General features: G+C 67.6%; 18 protein-coding genes. 7 read left to right on the top strand and 11 right to left on the bottom strand.

The window, feature by feature from the left end:
* Window positions 1–285: 285 nt before the first annotated feature.
* The gene (locus BLV15_RS12035) at window positions 286–915 is read right to left on the bottom strand and encodes a cysteine hydrolase family protein (RefSeq protein ID WP_090228399.1); all 630 of its coding nucleotides are present in this window, start codon (window positions 913–915) and stop codon (window positions 286–288) included.
* Between the two features lie 119 nt (window positions 916–1,034).
* On the opposite strand from BLV15_RS12035, the gene BLV15_RS12030 reads away from it, so the two are divergent.
* Window positions 1,035–1,988: a helix-turn-helix domain-containing protein gene (locus BLV15_RS12030; RefSeq protein ID WP_090228398.1), complete on the top strand. Its 954-nt coding sequence runs from the start codon at window positions 1,035–1,037 to the stop codon at window positions 1,986–1,988.
* A 5-nt stretch (window positions 1,989–1,993) separates the two neighbouring features.
* Here the strand turns inward: BLV15_RS12030 and BLV15_RS12025 are convergent, their stop codons facing one another.
* From BLV15_RS12025 to BLV15_RS12010, 4 genes are all read right to left on the bottom strand, one after another.
* Entirely contained in the window at window positions 1,994–3,535 is a 1,542-nt protein-coding gene (locus BLV15_RS12025; RefSeq protein ID WP_090228395.1) for a SulP family inorganic anion transporter, read from the bottom strand.
* A gap of 307 nt (window positions 3,536–3,842) precedes the next feature.
* Complete coding sequence (locus BLV15_RS12020; protein WP_090228392.1) at window positions 3,843–4,574, bottom strand: carbonic anhydrase; 732 nt, start codon at window positions 4,572–4,574, stop codon at window positions 3,843–3,845.
* 289 nt (window positions 4,575–4,863) lie between these two features.
* Window positions 4,864–5,346 carry a GNAT family N-acetyltransferase gene (locus BLV15_RS12015; RefSeq protein WP_090228390.1) on the bottom strand — a complete coding sequence of 161 codons (483 nt, stop codon included), beginning with the start codon at window positions 5,344–5,346 and terminating at the stop codon, window positions 4,864–4,866.
* A gap of 193 nt (window positions 5,347–5,539) precedes the next feature.
* On the bottom strand, window positions 5,540–6,244 hold the full coding sequence (locus BLV15_RS12010) for a glutathione S-transferase N-terminal domain-containing protein (protein ID WP_090228387.1): 705 nt from the start codon (window positions 6,242–6,244) through the stop codon (window positions 5,540–5,542).
* 130 nt (window positions 6,245–6,374) lie between these two features.
* Here BLV15_RS12010 and BLV15_RS12005 point away from each other — a divergent pair, with 130 nt between their 5' ends.
* Window positions 6,375–6,812 (top strand): HIT family protein, encoded by a 438-nt coding sequence (locus tag BLV15_RS12005; RefSeq protein WP_090228385.1) that lies wholly within the window; start codon window positions 6,375–6,377, stop codon window positions 6,810–6,812.
* 10 nt (window positions 6,813–6,822) lie between these two features.
* Here the strand turns inward: BLV15_RS12005 and BLV15_RS12000 are convergent, their stop codons facing one another.
* Window positions 6,823–7,695 (bottom strand): LysR family transcriptional regulator, encoded by an 873-nt coding sequence (locus tag BLV15_RS12000; RefSeq protein WP_090228383.1) that lies wholly within the window; start codon window positions 7,693–7,695, stop codon window positions 6,823–6,825.
* 110 nt (window positions 7,696–7,805) lie between these two features.
* Here BLV15_RS12000 and BLV15_RS11995 point away from each other — a divergent pair, with 110 nt between their 5' ends.
* The 3 genes from BLV15_RS11995 to BLV15_RS11985 all read left to right on the top strand — a co-directional run bounded on the left by BLV15_RS11995 (window position 7,806) and on the right by BLV15_RS11985 (window position 9,377).
* Window positions 7,806–8,534, top strand: coding sequence for a CTP synthase C-terminal region-related (seleno)protein (locus BLV15_RS11995; RefSeq protein WP_090228379.1), 729 nt, complete (start codon window positions 7,806–7,808; stop codon window positions 8,532–8,534).
* The gene (locus BLV15_RS11990) at window positions 8,531–8,884 is read left to right on the top strand and encodes an antibiotic biosynthesis monooxygenase family protein (RefSeq protein WP_090228376.1); all 354 of its coding nucleotides are present in this window, start codon (window positions 8,531–8,533) and stop codon (window positions 8,882–8,884) included. Before BLV15_RS11995 ends, BLV15_RS11990 begins: the two co-directional genes overlap by 4 nt.
* A 70-nt stretch (window positions 8,885–8,954) precedes the next feature.
* Window positions 8,955–9,377, top strand: coding sequence for a 3-isopropylmalate dehydratase (locus BLV15_RS11985; RefSeq protein ID WP_090228373.1), 423 nt, complete (start codon window positions 8,955–8,957; stop codon window positions 9,375–9,377).
* A gap of 60 nt (window positions 9,378–9,437) precedes the next feature.
* On the opposite strand, the gene BLV15_RS11980 is transcribed toward BLV15_RS11985, so the two are convergent.
* The 3 genes from BLV15_RS11980 to BLV15_RS11970 form a co-directional block, all read right to left on the bottom strand.
* The gene (locus BLV15_RS11980) at window positions 9,438–9,872 is read right to left on the bottom strand and encodes a DUF2846 domain-containing protein (RefSeq protein ID WP_090228371.1); all 435 of its coding nucleotides are present in this window, start codon (window positions 9,870–9,872) and stop codon (window positions 9,438–9,440) included.
* A 227-nt stretch (window positions 9,873–10,099) separates the two neighbouring features.
* Window positions 10,100–10,363: a DUF2790 domain-containing protein gene (locus tag BLV15_RS11975; RefSeq protein ID WP_090228368.1), complete on the bottom strand. Its 264-nt coding sequence runs from the start codon at window positions 10,361–10,363 to the stop codon at window positions 10,100–10,102.
* A gap of 280 nt (window positions 10,364–10,643) precedes the next feature.
* On the bottom strand, window positions 10,644–11,363 hold the full coding sequence (locus BLV15_RS11970) for a type 2 periplasmic-binding domain-containing protein (protein WP_090228365.1): 720 nt from the start codon (window positions 11,361–11,363) through the stop codon (window positions 10,644–10,646).
* Window positions 11,364–11,592: 229 nt separating this feature from the next.
* Here BLV15_RS11970 and BLV15_RS11965 point away from each other — a divergent pair, with 229 nt between their 5' ends.
* Window positions 11,593–12,483 carry a formate/nitrite transporter family protein gene (locus tag BLV15_RS11965; RefSeq protein ID WP_090228362.1) on the top strand — a complete coding sequence of 297 codons (891 nt, stop codon included), beginning with the start codon at window positions 11,593–11,595 and terminating at the stop codon, window positions 12,481–12,483.
* An 18-nt stretch (window positions 12,484–12,501) separates the two neighbouring features.
* On the opposite strand, the gene BLV15_RS11960 is transcribed toward BLV15_RS11965, so the two are convergent.
* Window positions 12,502–14,109 (bottom strand): FMN-binding glutamate synthase family protein, encoded by a 1,608-nt coding sequence (locus BLV15_RS11960; protein WP_090228360.1) that lies wholly within the window; start codon window positions 14,107–14,109, stop codon window positions 12,502–12,504.
* A 197-nt stretch (window positions 14,110–14,306) separates the two neighbouring features.
* Between BLV15_RS11960 and BLV15_RS11955 the strand changes: the two genes are divergently transcribed.
* Window positions 14,307–15,356: a diguanylate cyclase gene (locus BLV15_RS11955; protein WP_245728177.1), complete on the top strand. Its 1,050-nt coding sequence runs from the start codon at window positions 14,307–14,309 to the stop codon at window positions 15,354–15,356.
* Here BLV15_RS11955 and BLV15_RS11950 read toward each other — a convergent pair.
* On the bottom strand, window positions 15,353–15,907 hold the full coding sequence (locus tag BLV15_RS11950) for an ankyrin repeat domain-containing protein (protein ID WP_245728176.1): 555 nt from the start codon (window positions 15,905–15,907) through the stop codon (window positions 15,353–15,355). The genes BLV15_RS11955 and BLV15_RS11950 overlap by 4 nt on opposite strands.
* Window positions 15,908–15,927 lie beyond the last annotated feature (20 nt).

Genomic DNA, 15,927 nt, shown 5'->3' with positions numbered 1-15,927 from the left:
CGAACACTCCATAATTGAATACGAACATTGACGCCGCAGGGTTGAACAAGTTTCAACCGCGGTTTTCGCAGGCGGGCTCCAGGTCGGGGTGAGGTGTTCGGATCGGTTTGCGGGCGCCGCGACGCGCAGGTACACCGGTGACCGGGCCGCCGGTCGCTTGAGTGCCGGTCGCCGGATCGCCGGATCGCCGGATCGCCGATCCGACCACCGGTTGGGAAGGGATTCAATCGCGAGGCGCGTCGGCCTCGGGCAGGCGCGAGGGCGGCGCCTCGGTTTCTCGCGGAGTCACTGGCGCTCGGCGATGGCCCGCTGGTTCGAGCTGGGGATGTCGCCGGGCTCCAGGGCCGTGCCGTTTTCCAGCGCTTCCAGCCATTGCGCCGTGCTCGCCACGGCGGCGAAGCTGCTGTGCATCACCACCGTCATCACCCGGTGAATCTCCTCGGCGCTGACGCTGCCGCAGGCGTTGCTGTAGGGCAGCGAGCCGCTGGCGTCATGCAGCAGCTCGACGTTCCAGCCCAGGTGGTGGGCTTCCAGCGTGGTCGCCAGGTCGCAGTTGTGGGTCATGTAGCCGACCACCGTCAGCGTGTCGATCTGCCGGTCGCGCAGCCAGGCGGCGAGGTCGGTGCCGGCCAGGGCGCTGGCCTGGTTCTTTTCCACGTGATGGTCGCGGGGGCGGCGGGCGATGTCCGGATGCAGCTCGGCCATCTCGCCGCCGCGGGCGAACAGCGGCGAGTCCGGCGCTTCGAGATGCTGGATCACCACCACGGGGATGCCGGCGGTCCGGGCGGCGTCCATGGCGCGGGCGATGTTCGGCAGCGACAGCCCGACATCGGGGTATTCGATGCGCAGGTTGCCGGTGATGTATTCGTTCTGGACGTCGATGACGATCAGCGCGCGTTTCGGTGATGCGCTCATGCGGGGCACTCCTCTGTGTGTGAGGGCGCCAGTGTCGTCGGCGCGGAAGGCCTGTCGTGAGTGGCCCGGGCGACGACTTTCGATAGAATCGGGCCAAATTCCCCGCGCAGGGTTCCTGCATGCAGCCGCACCGCATCGTGGTGGTCGCGTTCGACCAGATCAGCCCGTTCCACCTGTCCGTTCCCTGCCTGGTGTTCGGTGAAACGCCTCCGGCGGACGGCGCCTACGAGCTGCTCGTCTGCGCCGCGGAAGGCGGCCGGCTGAGCACCACCGCCGGCTTCGACATCGCTGTCGCCCATGGCCTGGAAGCGCTGGCCGAGGCGCGGACGATCATCGTGCCGAGTTGGCGCGACCCGGACGAGCGGCCGCCGCAGGCGCTGCTGGACGCGTTGATCGCCGCCCACCGGCGTGGCGCGCTGATCGTCGGTCTGTGCCTGGGCGCCTATGTGCTCGCTGCCGCCGGCCTGCTCGACGGGCGTCGCGCTACGACGCACTGGGGGTGGGTCGAGGATTTCGCCGCGCGTTTCCCGGCGGTGAAGGTGGAGGCCGAGAAGCTCTACCTGGAGGACGGCGATCTGCTGACCTCGGCCGGCACCGCCGCAGGTCTCGATTGCTGCCTGCACCTGCTGCGCAAGGACTGGGGCGCGGAGGTGGCCAACCGGGTGGCGCGGCGTCTGGTGGTGGCGCCGCATCGCCAGGGCGGCCAGGCGCAGTTCGTCGAACAGCCGTTGCCGGCCACCTCGCGGGACAACCGCCTGGGCGGCCTGCTCGACGACGTGCGCACCTGCCTGCATCGGCCGCACACGCTGGACAGCCTCGCCGAGCAGGCCGCGATGAGCCGGCGCAGCTTCAGCCGGCATTTCCGCCAGCTCACCGGCAGCACCCTGGGCGACTGGCTGCTGGCCGAACGCCTGGCGCTCAGCCAGCGCCTGCTCGAGGGCACCGAACACTCCGTGGAGGCGATCGCCGGGCTGGCCGGCTTCGGCTCCGCGGTATCCCTGCGCCAGCAGTTCGGCCGCGCGTTCGGCGTATCGCCCAGCGCCTACCGGCAGACCTTCCAGGGCCGCGGCTAGACGACTCAGCCGGCCGCGTGCGCGGCGCCGACTCCGCTGGTGGTCTGCCGGCGGCCTTCGAGACGGCGTTTCACCGCGTGGCGATTCATCTGCAGCTCGCCGCCGTTCTTGGCCGCGGCGCGCGCCCAGTCTTCCAGCAGCTCCATGCAGGCGTGGTCGATGTACGGCAGGTGGCTCAGCGGCACGTGGAGGCGGGTGTCTGGCGCGATGCCTTCGAGCACCTTGGCCAGCTTCGGCACCTTGAGGAAGGTGGCGCTGCCGACCAGGCGCAGCTCGGCGTCGCGTTCGCCGTGGCGGATCAGGCTGATCTTCAGCCGCGAGCTGCGCCAGGCCTGCTTGGCCAGCGTCAGGCCGAAGCCGACCAGCACCCCGGTGAGCAGGTCGGTGAAGACGATGGTCAGCGCCGTGGCGAGGTAGATCAGCACCGGCATGCGGCCGTAACGGCCGAGGCTGCGCACCGCCTTGAGATCGACCAGCTTGAACCCGGTGTAGACCAGCACGCCGGCCAGGCTGGCGATCGGGATGCTCTGCAACACGCCCGGCAGCAGCAGGACGAACGCCAGCAGCCAGGCGCCGTGCAGGATCGCCGAGCGGCGGCTGACGGCGCCGGCCTGCACATTGGCCGAGCTGCGCACGATCACGCCGGTCATCGGCAGCGCGCCGACGATGCCGCAGAGCAGGTTGCCGACGCCCTGCGCCGACAGCTCGCGGTCGAAGTCCGAGCGCGCGCCGTTGTGCATGCGGTCCACCGCGGCGGCCGAGAGCAGCGTCTCGGCGCTGGCGATGAAGGCCAGGGCGAGCGCGGCGACCAGCAGGGTCGGATCGGCCAGCTGCATGAGGCTCTCCGGGGTGATCCAGTCGATCGCGTCGCCGAGGTTGGCCGGCACGTCGACGCGTTTCACCTCGAGCGCGAACCACAGGCTCACCGCCGTCATCAGCGTCACGCCGATCAGCGCGCCCGGCAGGAAGCGCAGCGCCTGCGGGCGCAGTTTCTCCCAGCCGAACATCGCCGCCATGGTGCCGAGGCCGAGCAGCGCGGCGTCCAGGCCGAAGCCGGCGCCGAGCACCGGCAGGGCTTCGCCCAGCGCGCCGGGGAAGGCCGTGAGGTTGTCCAGGCCGGAGGCCTTGGGCGTCGCGTCGAGCATCACATGGACCTGCGACAGGACGATGAGGATGCCGATGCCGGCGAGCATCCCGTAGACCACCGCCGGCGCCGTGACGCGGAACCAGCAGCCCAGGCGCAGGCGCCCGGCGAGCAGCTGGATCGCCCCGGCGAGCACCAGCACCGGGCCGAGCGCGGCCAGGCCGTGGGTGCGTACCAGTTCGAAGACCAGCACGGCGAGACCGGCCGCGGGGCCGCTGACCTGCAACGGCGAACCGGCGAGGAAACCGACCACCAGGCCACCGATGATCCCGGTGATCAGGCCCTTGGCCGGCTCCATGCCGGAGGCGATGGCGATGCCCATGCACAGCGGCAGGGCGACGAGGAACACCACTACCGACGCCAGGGCGTCGCGGGGCAGGGAGGACTTGATTGAGTCGAGCATGCACTTTCTCCACATTCTTCGGAGTTCACCCGCGATCCGTTGTGCGTATGCCCTGCGCAGAGGGAAGTCGCCCAGGCAGGCATGTACGACGGGTACATGCGCTTGTTGGGCGGCTTCCGCCTTGCCTGACGTCGGCTCGCGAGAGCGTGGGCGGACTCCTTGGCGCGAACGGATTCGGATACCGGTTTTCACGGGCATCGGCGGCAATCAGGGGGTGTGGGGACGTGTTGTCCGGCCAGTCGTTACGGCTGCTGGCGTTAGGGTTTCGGCGCCCCGCCGGGGCAGGGCGCCGAAAGGGGAGTGCCCGTCAGGACGGGCGATATCGCGGTTTGGGCGTGGCCATCGGCAGCGGATGGTCGGCATCTATCGGCAGGTAGGCGCCCTGCTCGGCATCGTACGCGCGGATCGCGCTGGTCTCGATGTCGTAGACCCAGCCATGGATGAACAACTGGCCGCTGGCCAGGCGCGAGGCGACGGAAGGGTGGGTGCCCAGGTGCTGCAACTGGGCGACCACGTTTTCCTCGGTGAGCACGCCGAGGGAATCCTGGCCGGCGCAATGCGGGCAGTTGTCCTCGACCACCGTCTTCGCCACTTCGGCGTGGCGCAGCCAGGCCTTTACGGTGGGCATCTTTTCCAGCGATTGCGGGTTGAGCACCGCCTTCATCGCGCCGCAGTCCGAATGCCCGCAGATGATGATGTGCTTCACCCCCAGCGCCAGCACCGCGTACTCGATGGCGGTGGAGACGCCGCCGTTCATCTGCCCGTACGGTGGCACCACGTTGCCGACGTTGCGGGTAACGAAGAGGTCGCCGGGCGAGCTCTGGGTGATCAGCTCGGGAACGATGCGCGAGTCGGCGCAGGTGATGAACATGGCGCGCGGCTGCTGGGCGCCGGCGAGCTTCTTGAACAGCGCTTCCTGTTCGGGGAACACCTCGTTTCGGAAACGCAGGAAGCCATCGACGATGTGCTTGAGCGATTCATCCGCGGTTTCCTGCGGCATCGCAGCCAGGGCTTCTGGGGTGGGGCGGTTACCGGGCATAGGGACCTCGTAGATGTTCTATCGGCCGGGCGGCTGGCACATCTGCAGACGCTCGGCGGTGGTTGGGGTTCCGTAGCAGTCGGACTGCGCGAAAGACGAAAGCGACTCTAAGCGATCAAACTTAAATGAACCTTAAAAGCCGCCTGGCGAAGCGCCAGCACGCCTGCGCGCAGCGCTGACCCGAAGCGTAGACGTCGGCAGGCGGCCGGCGAATCACGTGTCATTTCAGATCGCGCCGGGCAGCGCTTCTGTAGGGTGCGCCGCGCGCGCCGAACGGGCGCATGACGGCTCACTCGCCCTCGGCGAAGGTACGCAGGGTGTCGCCTTCCATGCGGTAGCGAATCCACTCGCCCTGCGCGCTGGCGCCGATGGATTCGTAGAAGCGGATGGCCGGCTCGTTCCAGTCCAGCACGCTCCACTCCAGGCGCCCGCAGTCGTGGGCACAGGCCTCGCGGGCCAGGTGACGCAGCAACTGCTTGCCGGCGCCGCTGCCGCGTTGCTGCGGGGTGACGTAGAGGTCTTCGAGGTAGATGCCGTTGCGCCCGAGCCAGGTCGAGTAGCTGAAGAAGTACACCGCGTAACCGATCGGCTCGCCGTCGCGCAGGCAGATCAGCGCGCGCGCCGGCGCGCCGTCGGCGAACAGGCTGCGCTGGATATCTTCCAGGCTCGCCACCACTTCGTGACGGGCGCGCTCGTACTCGGCCAGTTCGACGATGAAGGCAAGGATCTGCGCGGCATCGGCGGGCTGCGCGGGGCGGATTTCCAGGGTCATGGCGGTCTCGATGAATTGAGGGGCGCCCATGCTAGCGGCTGGGAGGAAGGCCCGGAAGCCTTGCGCGCGCCCTGTTCGGCGCCAGTGGAATGTCCAGTCGTAGGGTGGGCTTCAGCCCACGCGATGCGCTGATGCGTGGGTTGGCTGAGGTGGGCTGAAGCCCACCCTACGGAGCCGGTGCGCGGAGGGGCGTTCAGCCGCGGTGGGGGATGTCCAGGCCGCGTGCCACCGCCGGGCGTTCGAGGAAGGTTTGCAACACGCGGGCGACGTTGGCGAAGTGCTCGAACTCCACCAGCTCGCCAGCGCCGTAGAAGCCGATCAGATTGCGTATCCAGGGGAACGTGGCGATGTCGGCGATGCCGTACGCCTCGCCCATGATCCACTGGCGACCTTCCAGGTGCTTGTCGAGAACGCCGAGCAGGCGCCGGGATTCGGCGACGTAGCGGTCGCGCGGGCGCTTGTCCTCGATGTCCTTGCCGGCGAACTTGGTGAAGAAACCGAGCTGGCCGAACATCGGGCCGATGCCGCCCATCTGGAACATCAGCCACTGGATCGCCTGGTAGCGTTCGGCCGGGTCGGCGGGCAGCAGCTGGCCGGTCTTCTCGGCCAGGTAGATGAGGATGGCGCCGGATTCGAACAGCGCCAGCGGCTTGCCGTCGGGGCCGTCGGGATCGAGGATCGCCGGGATCTTGTTGTTCGGGCTGAGGGAAAGGAACTCCGGCGTCATCTGGTCGTTCTTCTCGAAGCTGACCAGATGTACCTCGTAGGGCAGGCCGATCTCTTCGAGCATGATCGATACCTTGACCCCGTTGGGCGTGGGCAGCGAGTAAAGCTGCAGGCGGTCCGGCCGGGTCGCCGGCCATTTGCGGGTGATCGGGAACGCGGAAAGATCGGGCATGGGAGCCTCCATGGGCAGGGTGTGCGTTCTACCTTAGCAAGGCCCGCCCGCCGCGCGCACCGCCCTGCGGTTTGCCGGCGGCCGAGGCGGGCGGTAGCCTCTGCGGATTCCATCCTGCCAGGAGCACCCCATGAGCCTTTACGGCGACTACGATCCGCAGAACATCTTCGCCAGGATCATTCGAGGCGAGGCGCCCTGCCACAAGGTTTACGAGGACGACGACGTGCTGGCCTTCCTCGACGCCTTCCCGCAGTCGCGCGGGCATACGCTGGTGATTCCCAAACGGGCGACGGCGCGCAACCTGCTGGAGATCGACGCGGACACCTTGAGCAAGCTGATCCTGGTCGCCCAGCGCCTCACCGGCGTGCTGATCGACGAATTGCAGGCCGAGGGCGTGCAGGTCGCCCAGTTCAACGGCGCGCCCGCCGGGCAGACCGTCTACCACCTGCACTTCCACCTGATTCCGCGCTGGTCCGCCAGCAGCCTGGGCGCCCATGCCCAGAACAGGGCCGAGCCGGCGGAGCTCGCCGCACTCGCCGCGCGGCTGGTCGAGCGCCTGCAGGGCTGAACGCGCGCGGCTAATCCGAGCCGATGCGCACGGTGCGGGTCAGCTCCTCGAACAGCGTCTGCACCGAGCGCAGGGCGCGGCAATCCGGGCGGGTGAGCAGCCAGAGTTCGCAGTCGCATCCGCCCAGCGGCTCGCTCAGGCGCACCAGGCCGTCGAAATCCCCGGCGAGAAAATCCGATAGCGCCGCCACGCCCAGTCCTGCCTGGGTGAGTTGCGCCACCGAAAGCATGCTGCTGCAACGGTAGGCGGGCACTACGCCGGGATAGCGCTGGCGACGCCAGACCACGGTGGCGTGGTCCGGCATCGAGTCGTCCGGGGCGATCCAGGGCAACCGCGCCGGATCGCGCGAGGCCGGCTGGCGATACTCCTCGCGGCCGTAGACGGCATAGGACACGGTGCCCAGGCAGCGCCCGACCAGATGCTCCGGTGGCGAATTGGTCAGGCGCAGGGCGATGTCGGCGTCGCGCCGGCTGAGGTTGGCGAATTCGTTGGAGGTCGCCAGCTCCAGCGTCAGCGCCGGATAGTTCGGCATGAAGCGCGCCAGCGCCGGCAGCAGCAGGCTGTGCAGCACGGCATCGGTGCAGGTCAGGCGCACCGTCCCGCTGACCACCTGTTCACCCTGTTCCAGCGCCACCCGCGCGGCGTCCAGCGCCTGCTCGGCACGCTCGGCCTGTTCCGCCAGCGCCTGTGCGGCGCCGGTCGGCAGGTAGCCGCGGCGGCTCTTCTCGAACAGCGCGATGCCCAGGGCCGCCTCCAGGCGCCGCACCGAGCGGAACACCGTGGAGACGTCGACCTGGAGCATCTCCGAGGCCCGCGCCAGGGAGCGTCCGCGGACCAGCGCGAGGACCAGGGAGAGGTCGGAATGATCGAGTCGATATTGCATCGGTGCACACTTCGATTGTCTGGATGCCAATACTTGTTGCGTCAGCGCCATCTTATAGTGGCGCTCGGACGGCACGCCAGAGGACCTGGCCCAGACGAGGAGGCATGCGCATGTACAGCACCAACCACGTGAAGATCGCCCTGATCGGCGAGCGTAGCGACACCATCACCGCGCATCGTGCGATCCCGCTGGCGCTGCAACTGGCCGCCGAGGCGCTGCACATCCGCGTCGACCACGACTGGCTGTCCACCGACGGCATCGGCGATGGTCAGTGCCTGGGTGATTACGACGGCATCTGGTGCGTGCCCGGCAGCCCTTACGCCGATACCGAAGGCGCGCTGCGCGCGATCCGCTTTGCCCGTGAGAACAACGTGCCCTTCCTCGGCACCTGCGGCGGCTTCCAGCATGCGCTGCTGGAGTTCGCGCGCCACTCGCTGGGCTGGAACGCCGAACACGCCGAGCTTTCGCCGCAGGCCGAGCAGCCGCTGATCGCGCCGCTCAGCTGCGCGCTGCTGGACGCCTCGCGCCGGGTGCGGCTGGTGTCCGGCACGCAGATCGCCGAGCTTTACGGCGTGCTGGAGATCACCGAGGAATACCTCTGCCGCTACGGCCTCGACGCCGCCTTCCGCGAGCCGCTGCTGGCGCACAGCCTGCGTGCGTCCGGGCATGACGAAGGGGGCGAAGTGCGCGCCATCGAGCTGCAGGATCATCCGTTCTTCCTCGCCACCCTGTTCCAGCCCGAGCGCGCGGCGCTGGCCGGGCGCCTGCCGCCGGTGGTCGCCGGCCTGGTCGGTGCCTGCGCGGTGCAGGCCGCCCACGAGGCGAAGCTGGCCTCGTGATCGCCGCGACGCCCACGCCGCCGTACTACGCGGTGATCTTCACCTCGCAACGCCGCGACGGCGACCAGGGTTACGCCGAAACGGCCGCGCGGATGCTGGAGCGGGCGCAACGCCAGCCGGGTTTTCTCGGCGTCGAGTCGGCCCGCGAGGATGGCCTGGGGATCACCGTGTCCTATTGGGAAAGCGAGGCGGCGATTCGCGCCTGGCGCGAGGACCTGCAGCACAGCGCCGCCCGCGAGCGGGGCCGGGCCGACTGGTACGGCGCCTTCACCGCGCGCATCGCCAGGGTCGAGCGCGACTACGGTTTCACGCAGGCGGAAACATCCGGATCGGCAAATCCGCTGCGTTGATGGCACCGTCGATCGCAAAATGCTGTCATAACGTCCGTCAGCACTTCGCCCATGCCCGTGGAGGGAACCCATGCGATTGATCTACGCAGCACTGCCCCTGTTGTTTCTCGCCGGTTGTTCGTCCGTTCCCGCCGAAAACCCAACCGAAATCCCCAGCGACCGCGTGATGGCATTCCAGGAGCCGGTGCAGGGCGGCGGCACGCTCTACGTACACCGCGACTTCGGCAAGATCGGTGGCGGCTGCCACGTGGCGCTGTCGGTGGACCGCAAGCCCGCCGCGCGCATCCGCGTGGGCGAGATGGTCAGCTTCCAGCTGCGCCCGGGCCAGCACGTGGTCGGCATCGGCATCGACGAGCAGGACGGCGGCCTGTGCAGCATGGGTCGCCTGCTGCGCGAGGAGCTCGCCACCGTGAAGGCTGGCGAAACCGTCCGCTACCGCATCGTCAGCGAAGCCTCCAGCGGCTTCGATATCAAGCCCGACGACGACCGCTGAACCTTTTCGCCGGACAAGAAGAAGGCCGCTCGTGAGCGGCCTTTTTCGTCATTCGGATTTTTACTTGGCGATGGCCAGGTCGGATTCCTTCACCCCGGCCTTGCCCTGTTCCGCGTCCACCAGATTCAGTTTGCTGCGGGCGGAGAGCACGCCCATCTTCACTTCCTGCCAGACGAAGGTCGGTTTGCCGGCCAGCGTATTCACTTCCAGCGTGGCGGTGTTTTCCGCTTCGGAGGTGATGGTGTGCTTGCCCGGCGCCACTTCCTTGAACAGGTAGGTCTTGGCGGCGGTCTGGCCGACGGCCTGACCATCGATGGCGACGTCCATCTTCACCGCGGCGCCCATGCTTTCGTTGCGATAGACGTAGATGGCGGATTTGTCCGGCGCGACATGGAAGGTCTTCAGCGCGGCATCCTGGGCCGGATCGCCTTTCGGCACGGAGGCGCAGCCGCCGAGGGTCAGGAGGGCGGTGGCAACAACGATCAGCTTGTACATGAGGGTTCCTTGGTTCGGATCGATAACGGTCAGGCGCGCGGTTTCGCAGCCTGGGCTTCCTGCAGCAAAGACGTGGGGCGGGGGAGGTGAGGAAGGCTTCCTGCCTGCGGGCGCGTCACTGCCGGCGGCGACGTTAATCCAGGCCGCAGGGCATTTACAAGTGCTGGCGGGCAGGCATGAAAAAGCCGGCCGCGAGAGGCTCGGGCCGGCTTTTTCAGGTTTCGCGCTCAGCTCTGTTCGCTGGTTTTGCCACCCCATTCGAGGAAGCGGATCTTGTGCACTTCGCCCTTGCTGTCCTGATAGACCATGATCGTCGGGACCACGCCGGTCTTGCCGGTGTTGTCGGTGCGATGCAGGACCTGTTTGACGTCCAGTTGCATGCCGTACTGGTAGTCCACCGGCGGAATGTCTGAGCCGGGCTGCGCGTCGGTGGCGAAAGCGAAGGGGGCGAAGCTGGAGATTACGGTGGAGATGACGCTGGCGATTTTCATGGTTCGATCCTCGAATTAGCTCGACAGTAGTGGGCGGGAGCACTGGCAGCGTATGAGTCGTCAGGTTTCACGACGGGTCGCTGCGGCAGGCGTCCTGTACTGCTCACGGTTGAATAAAAACATTCGGCCCGGAGATTGAGAAATCGATGGTCCTGCTATTGGTCATCAGCGCGATCGATGGATGCGTACTGATCTGCGTCAAGGGTGCTGCGATGAGTGCCCGGCTGATGGACGAGTGGGTTCAGGCTTGTCTGGATCGCCCGGCCTGCAAGGCGCGGCGTCAGCGATAGCGCGCGAGGATGGCTTCGAACTCGCCGTCCACGCTCATCCGTACCAGCGCCCGCAACAGGGCGTGGGTGGGTACGTCCGGCTCGTCGCGGACGATGCAGGCGACGATGTCCGAGCTGAGCACGCCCAGTTTGCGCAGGGGCTGGCCGCCGGCGCGCGTGCGGTTGAACCAGTCGAGGGTCAGCTCGTTGCTGATGGCGTAGCGGTCGCGCGCGGCGGCCAGTTTCGCCAGCACCAGGTCCTGGGTGCGCGCATCGTCGCGTAGCAGCGCACCGCTGGCGAAGGCCGGCTCCAGCGACGGATAGACGAAGCCGAGCACGGTGCCGATCGTTTCGCCCGGCGGCGGCTGGCGAGGCAGGTCCGCCGCGGTGCCCACCAGCACGTCGTGGTGAACCATGAAGGGCACGCTCCAGATGTACTGGTGGGTGGACTCCTTCAGCCAGGCCGGATTGACGTCGCAGCGCGCGTCGATTTCACCGCGCACCAGCATCTGCTGTACGCGCAGCCGCGGCAGCACCATGACCTGCGCGCGGCGCCCGACCTTCTCGGCGAGGCGCATCTGCAGGTCGTAGAGAATGCCTCCGGTGGTCTGTCCGTCCTCGATGCGAACCATAGGCATCGTCGAGCTTTCGGTGATCGAAAAGCGCAGCGCGCGCTCCTCGGCGGCAAGCGGACTGCAGATGACCAGCAGGGCGAGAACGATTGAGCGCATGGTTCCGTCTGGGCCTGGCATGAAAGGCACTCAGCTTAGCGAGAAAGCGCGGCCGCAGTCTTGGTCATATGCTGGCTATCGCCGCCCCCGATGGCCCGGCCGAGAGCCTTGGCGACGCTTGCATGGCCCTGCCGCGCCGGCCTTTTTTTCTGCGCGGCGAGCGCCCTGGCGAGGAACCGCGCGAAGGCGGCGGTTGCCTATAGCTGGACTCCGGCCCCAGGAAGAAAACATGAAGGACGATGACGATACCCCGCCGCGCGACGGGACGACGACGCGCCGTGACAAGTCCGGCCATGTGGTCGAGGAGCGGGGCGAGGCGGGCAAGGAGCTTTCCGCCGAGGAAGAGCGCGAGGTCGAGAAGAACCAGCTGCCGCGCGCGCAGGTGCTGCACGAGGTGATTCGTACGCAGGGCGATCACGAACTTGGCCGCAGCCTGGCGGCGCTCTGGTGGTCGGCGCTGGCGGCGGGCCTGACCATAGGCCTTTCGCTGATGGTGATGGGCCTGCTGCGGGCCAACGTCGGCGAGCATCCATTGGCGACGCTGATCACCAGCCTCGGCTACCCGGTGGGCTTTCTCGCGGTGATACTCGCGCGCCAGCAGCTGTTCACCGAGAACACCCTGACCGCCGTGCTGCCGGTGATGAGCGATCCGACCCGCACGCATTTCATGCAGTTGCTACGGCTGTGGTCGGTGGTGCTTTTCGGCAACCTCTGCGGCACCCTGCTGTTCGCCTTCTCGATCCTCCATCTGCCGATCTTCAACGGGGCGGCGGACAAGGCGTTTCTCGAAATCGGCAGGGAGGTGATGGAAAACGACACCTACCCGATGTTCGCCAAGGCCATCGTTTCCGGCTGGATGATCGCCACCATGGTCTGGCTGATTCCGGCGGCGGAAGGGGCGAAGATCTGGGTCATCGGCATCGTCACCTATGCCATGGCGCTGGGCAGTTTCAGCCACATCGTGGTCGGCTCGGCGGAGGTCGGCTACCTGATGTTCAACGGCGAGATCGGCGGGTCCGAGTTCATCTTCCACTTCGCCCTGCCGACCCTGGCCGGCAACATCGTCGGCGGCAGCTTCATCTTCGCCCTGATCGCCCACGCGCAGATTCGCAGCGAGTGACGGCGCGGCTCCAGCGCCTCAGGCGCGCGCGTCGAAGCTGTCGCTGCGCGCCATCGTCCACATGCGCTGGTAGAACTCGCTCTCGATCGGCCCGTCGAGCAACTCGCCGGGCTTGAGGAACACGTGCTGCTGCGAGAACAGCTTGATCTCGGTGGCGGACACACGCCGCACCAGGTGCCGGGCGTCCAGTTGCGCGGGATGCTCCAGGCCTGCGGCGGCGAGCATTTCGGCCAGCGCGCGCAGCGTGTTGCGGTGGAAGTTGTAGACCCGCGAGGCCTTGTCCTCGACCACCAGCGCGCGCTGGCGCAGCGGGTCCTGGGTGGCGACGCCGGTGGGGCATTTGTTGGTGTGGCAGCTCTGCGACTGGATGCAGCCGATGGCGAACATGAAGCCACGCGCCGAGTTGGCCCAGTCCGCGCCGATGGCCAGCACGCTGGCGATGTCGAACGCACTGACGATCTTGCCGCTGGCGCCGAGCCTGATCTTGTCGCGCAGGTTGATTCCGACCAGGGTGTTGTGGACGAACAGCAGGCCCTCGCGCATCGGCACGCCGATATGGTCGGTGAACTCCAGCGGCGCGGCGCCGGTGCCGCCTTCCTTGCCGTCGACGACGATGAAGTCGGGCAGGATGCCGGTCTCCAGCATGGCCTTGGCGATGCCCATGAATTCCCACGGGTGGCCCAGGCAGAGCTTGAAGCCGACCGGTTTGCCGCCGGACAGCTCGCGCAGCCGGGCGACGAAGTGCAACAGGCCGGTCGGCGTGTCGAAGGCGCTGTGGCGCGACGGCGACACGCAGTCCTCGCCCATCGGTACGCCGCGGGTCTCGGAGATTTCTAGGGTCACCTTGTGCTTGGGCAGGATGCCGCCGTGGCCGGGCTTGGCGCCCTGCGACAGCTTGATTTCGATCATCCGCACCTGCGGACTGGCGGCCTGTTCGGCGAAGCGTTCCGGGTCGAAATGGCCGTCGCTGGTGCGGCAGCCAAAGTAGCCGCTGCCCAGTTCCCAGGTCAGGTCACCGCCGTGTTCGCGGTGGTACGGGCTGATGCTGCCCTCGCCGGTGTCATGGGCGAAGTTACCCAGCTTGGCGCCCTTGTTCAGCGCGCGGATGGCGTTGGCGCTGAGCGAGCCGAAGCTCATCGCGGAGATGTTGAACAGCGAGGCAGAGTAGGGCTGGCGGCACTGCGGACCGCCGATCAGCACGCGAAAATCGTCCGGATTGCCCAGCGGCGCCGGGCGCATCGAGTGGCCGATGAACTCGAAGCCGTCCTGGTAGACGTCGAGCAGCGTGCCGAACGGCTTGTCGCCGGCCTCGTTCTTCGCCCGCGCATAGACCAGCGAACGCTGGGCCCGGGAGAACGGCAACTGCTCGCCGTCGCCTTCGAGCAGGTACTGGCGGATTTCCGGGCGAATCGCCTCGAACAGGTAGCGGATGTTGCCGATCACCGGATAGTTGCGGCGCACTGCGCGGTGCGGCTGTGCCAGGTCGAGGAGGCCGACCAGGGCGAGCGCGGCGCTGATCAGGGTGAATGGCCAGAGCCACTCGTGGCCCAGGAAGAAGGCGCTGATGACGGTGAACAGCACACAGAAGGCGAACACGGCGTAACGGCTGAGCAGCGACAGGGTCATGCGGGCTCCGGAAATCACGGGGGCCGGGCGGCGAGCGGCCGGCACGTTTCGTTGGGAAGCGCAACGCGCAGGGTCGGGTGGTCCCGATTCTGCAGATGCAGACTACGTGGCTGGCGCCGGGATGGCACCCCGGCCTTTCACACAAGGGCCTGGTCCTATCGGATATAGTGGCGGCAGTCCTTTCGCAAGACCTCGACGTGCACGATCCCATCACTTCCGATAAAGCCGGCCTTTCCTTCGTCCGTCGCGCGTTTCTGCCGCGCGCCATCGGGCTGGGCACGGGTTTCCTGTGCGTGGCGGTGGTGCTTTGGGAACGCCAGTCGCCGATCTGGCTATGGGCGCTGCTGGTGGCGTTTTCCTACGGCTGGCCGCTGCTGGCCTACTGGATGGCGTTGCGCTCGCGCTCGCCCTACGTGATCGAGCGGCGCCAGGTGCTGTTCGACTCTCTGATGGGCGGCTTCTGGATCGCCAGCATCGGCTTCAACGTGCTGCCGACGGTGATGATGCTGTCGATGCTGGCGATGAACAACACCGCCGCGGGCGGCGTGCGCTTCGTGCTGCGGGGCATGGCGATGCAGGCGCTGGGGATGGTCGTCTCGGTGCTGCTGCTGGGTTTCAGCTTCACCCCGCAGATCAGCCAGCAGATTCTCTACGCCTGCCTGCCGATGCTGGTCATTCATCCGCTGACCATCGGCCTGGTGCTCTATCGGCTGGCGATCCAGCTCGGCCAGCACAAGCGCACGCTGAGCGAGCTGAGCCGCACCGACAGCCTTACCGGGCTGTTCAATCGACGTTACTGGAGCGAGCAGGCGAGCCTGGTGTTCGATGACTGCCGCGCGCGTGGTCAGGCCGCGAGCCTGGCGCTGATCGATGTCGATCACTTCAAGTCGAGCAACGACCGCTACGGCCATATCGCTGGCGACGAGGTGCTGCGCGAGGTCGGCCGCTGCATCCAGCGCAACCTCAGGCTGACGGATATCGCCGGGCGCTACGGCGGCGACGAATTCTGCGTGCTGCTGCCGGATACCGAATCGGGCGAGGCCCTCGCGGTGCTCGAACGCCTGCGCGAAGAAATCACCAGCCTGGCGTTCAGCCAGGCGGAAGGGCTGAGCGTCAGCCTGAGCATCGGCATCGCCGGTTTCCATACCGGGCTGGAGGATGCCCAGGCCTGGCTGAAGAGGGCGGACGAGGCGCTGTACCGCGCCAAGGAGCTTGGGCGCAATCGCGTGGTGGCGGCGGCGGGCTAGTCGGTTGGACGGTCTCGCCCGAGCAGGGCACGTTCGAGCAGCGCGGGCGTGTCCTGCGCGCCCATCGCCTGCGCCGCGGCCATCGCAGTGACGCCGTTGGCGTCGCGCGCCGCCGGGTCGGCTCCCTGGCTCAGCAGCAACTCGACGATATCGGTGCGGTTGAACATCGCCGCCATCATCAGCGCGGTCTTGCCGTCCGGCGAGGCACCTTCCACATCGGCGCCGTGCTCCAGCAGCAGCGTCGCCATCGCCAGGTCGCCCTTGAAACCGGTGCCGGCCAGCGGCGTCTGCCCGCGGTCGTTGGCGAGATTGGCGTCGGCGCCGTGTTGCAGCAGCACGCGCGCGGCGTCCTGATGGCCATGGTAGCTGGCGAGCATCAGCAAGGTATCGCCCTTGTGATTGCGCAGGTTGGCCGGCAACCCGCTGTCCAGCAGCCGGGCGAGCATCGTGGCATCGCCGTTGCGGGCGACATCGAAGACCTGGTTGGCGAATTCCTGTTCTTCCTCGGGTGTCATCGGTGCGGCGGCAGGGCGCGCGTTCGGGTTCGACATGCGGGTCTCCGTTGTTGGTA

It is taken from the genome of Pseudomonas kuykendallii (assembly GCF_900106975.1).
Lineage (GTDB): Bacteria > Pseudomonadota > Gammaproteobacteria > Pseudomonadales > Pseudomonadaceae > Pseudomonas_O > Pseudomonas_O kuykendallii.
Note: the sequence above shows the minus strand (reverse complement) of the source record. Positions and strands in the feature narration are given on the sequence as shown.

Coding starts and splice junctions, on each gene's coding strand:
- BLV15_RS12000 (WP_090228383.1), bottom strand. CDS start 7,695: ATGCAATATCGACTCGATCATTCCGACCTCTCCCTGGTCCTCGCGCTG.
- BLV15_RS11965 (WP_090228362.1), top strand. CDS start 11,593: ATGAAGGACGATGACGATACCCCGCCGCGCGACGGGACGACGACGCGC.
- BLV15_RS12020 (WP_090228392.1), bottom strand. CDS start 4,574: ATGCCCGGTAACCGCCCCACCCCAGAAGCCCTGGCTGCGATGCCGCAG.
- BLV15_RS11995 (WP_090228379.1), top strand. CDS start 7,806: ATGTACAGCACCAACCACGTGAAGATCGCCCTGATCGGCGAGCGTAGC.
- BLV15_RS11950 (WP_245728176.1), bottom strand. CDS start 15,907: ATGTCGAACCCGAACGCGCGCCCTGCCGCCGCACCGATGACACCCGAG.
- BLV15_RS12035 (WP_090228399.1), bottom strand. CDS start 915: ATGAGCGCATCACCGAAACGCGCGCTGATCGTCATCGACGTCCAGAAC.
- BLV15_RS11975 (WP_090228368.1), bottom strand. CDS start 10,363: ATGAAAATCGCCAGCGTCATCTCCACCGTAATCTCCAGCTTCGCCCCC.
- BLV15_RS12010 (WP_090228387.1), bottom strand. CDS start 6,244: ATGCCCGATCTTTCCGCGTTCCCGATCACCCGCAAATGGCCGGCGACC.
- BLV15_RS12025 (WP_090228395.1), bottom strand. CDS start 3,535: ATGCTCGACTCAATCAAGTCCTCCCTGCCCCGCGACGCCCTGGCGTCG.
- BLV15_RS11980 (WP_090228371.1), bottom strand. CDS start 9,872: ATGTACAAGCTGATCGTTGTTGCCACCGCCCTCCTGACCCTCGGCGGC.
- BLV15_RS11985 (WP_090228373.1), top strand. CDS start 8,955: ATGCGATTGATCTACGCAGCACTGCCCCTGTTGTTTCTCGCCGGTTGT.
- BLV15_RS12015 (WP_090228390.1), bottom strand. CDS start 5,346: ATGACCCTGGAAATCCGCCCCGCGCAGCCCGCCGATGCCGCGCAGATC.
- BLV15_RS12030 (WP_090228398.1), top strand. CDS start 1,035: ATGCAGCCGCACCGCATCGTGGTGGTCGCGTTCGACCAGATCAGCCCG.
- BLV15_RS11970 (WP_090228365.1), bottom strand. CDS start 11,363: ATGCGCTCAATCGTTCTCGCCCTGCTGGTCATCTGCAGTCCGCTTGCC.
- BLV15_RS12005 (WP_090228385.1), top strand. CDS start 6,375: ATGAGCCTTTACGGCGACTACGATCCGCAGAACATCTTCGCCAGGATC.
- BLV15_RS11960 (WP_090228360.1), bottom strand. CDS start 14,109: ATGACCCTGTCGCTGCTCAGCCGTTACGCCGTGTTCGCCTTCTGTGTG.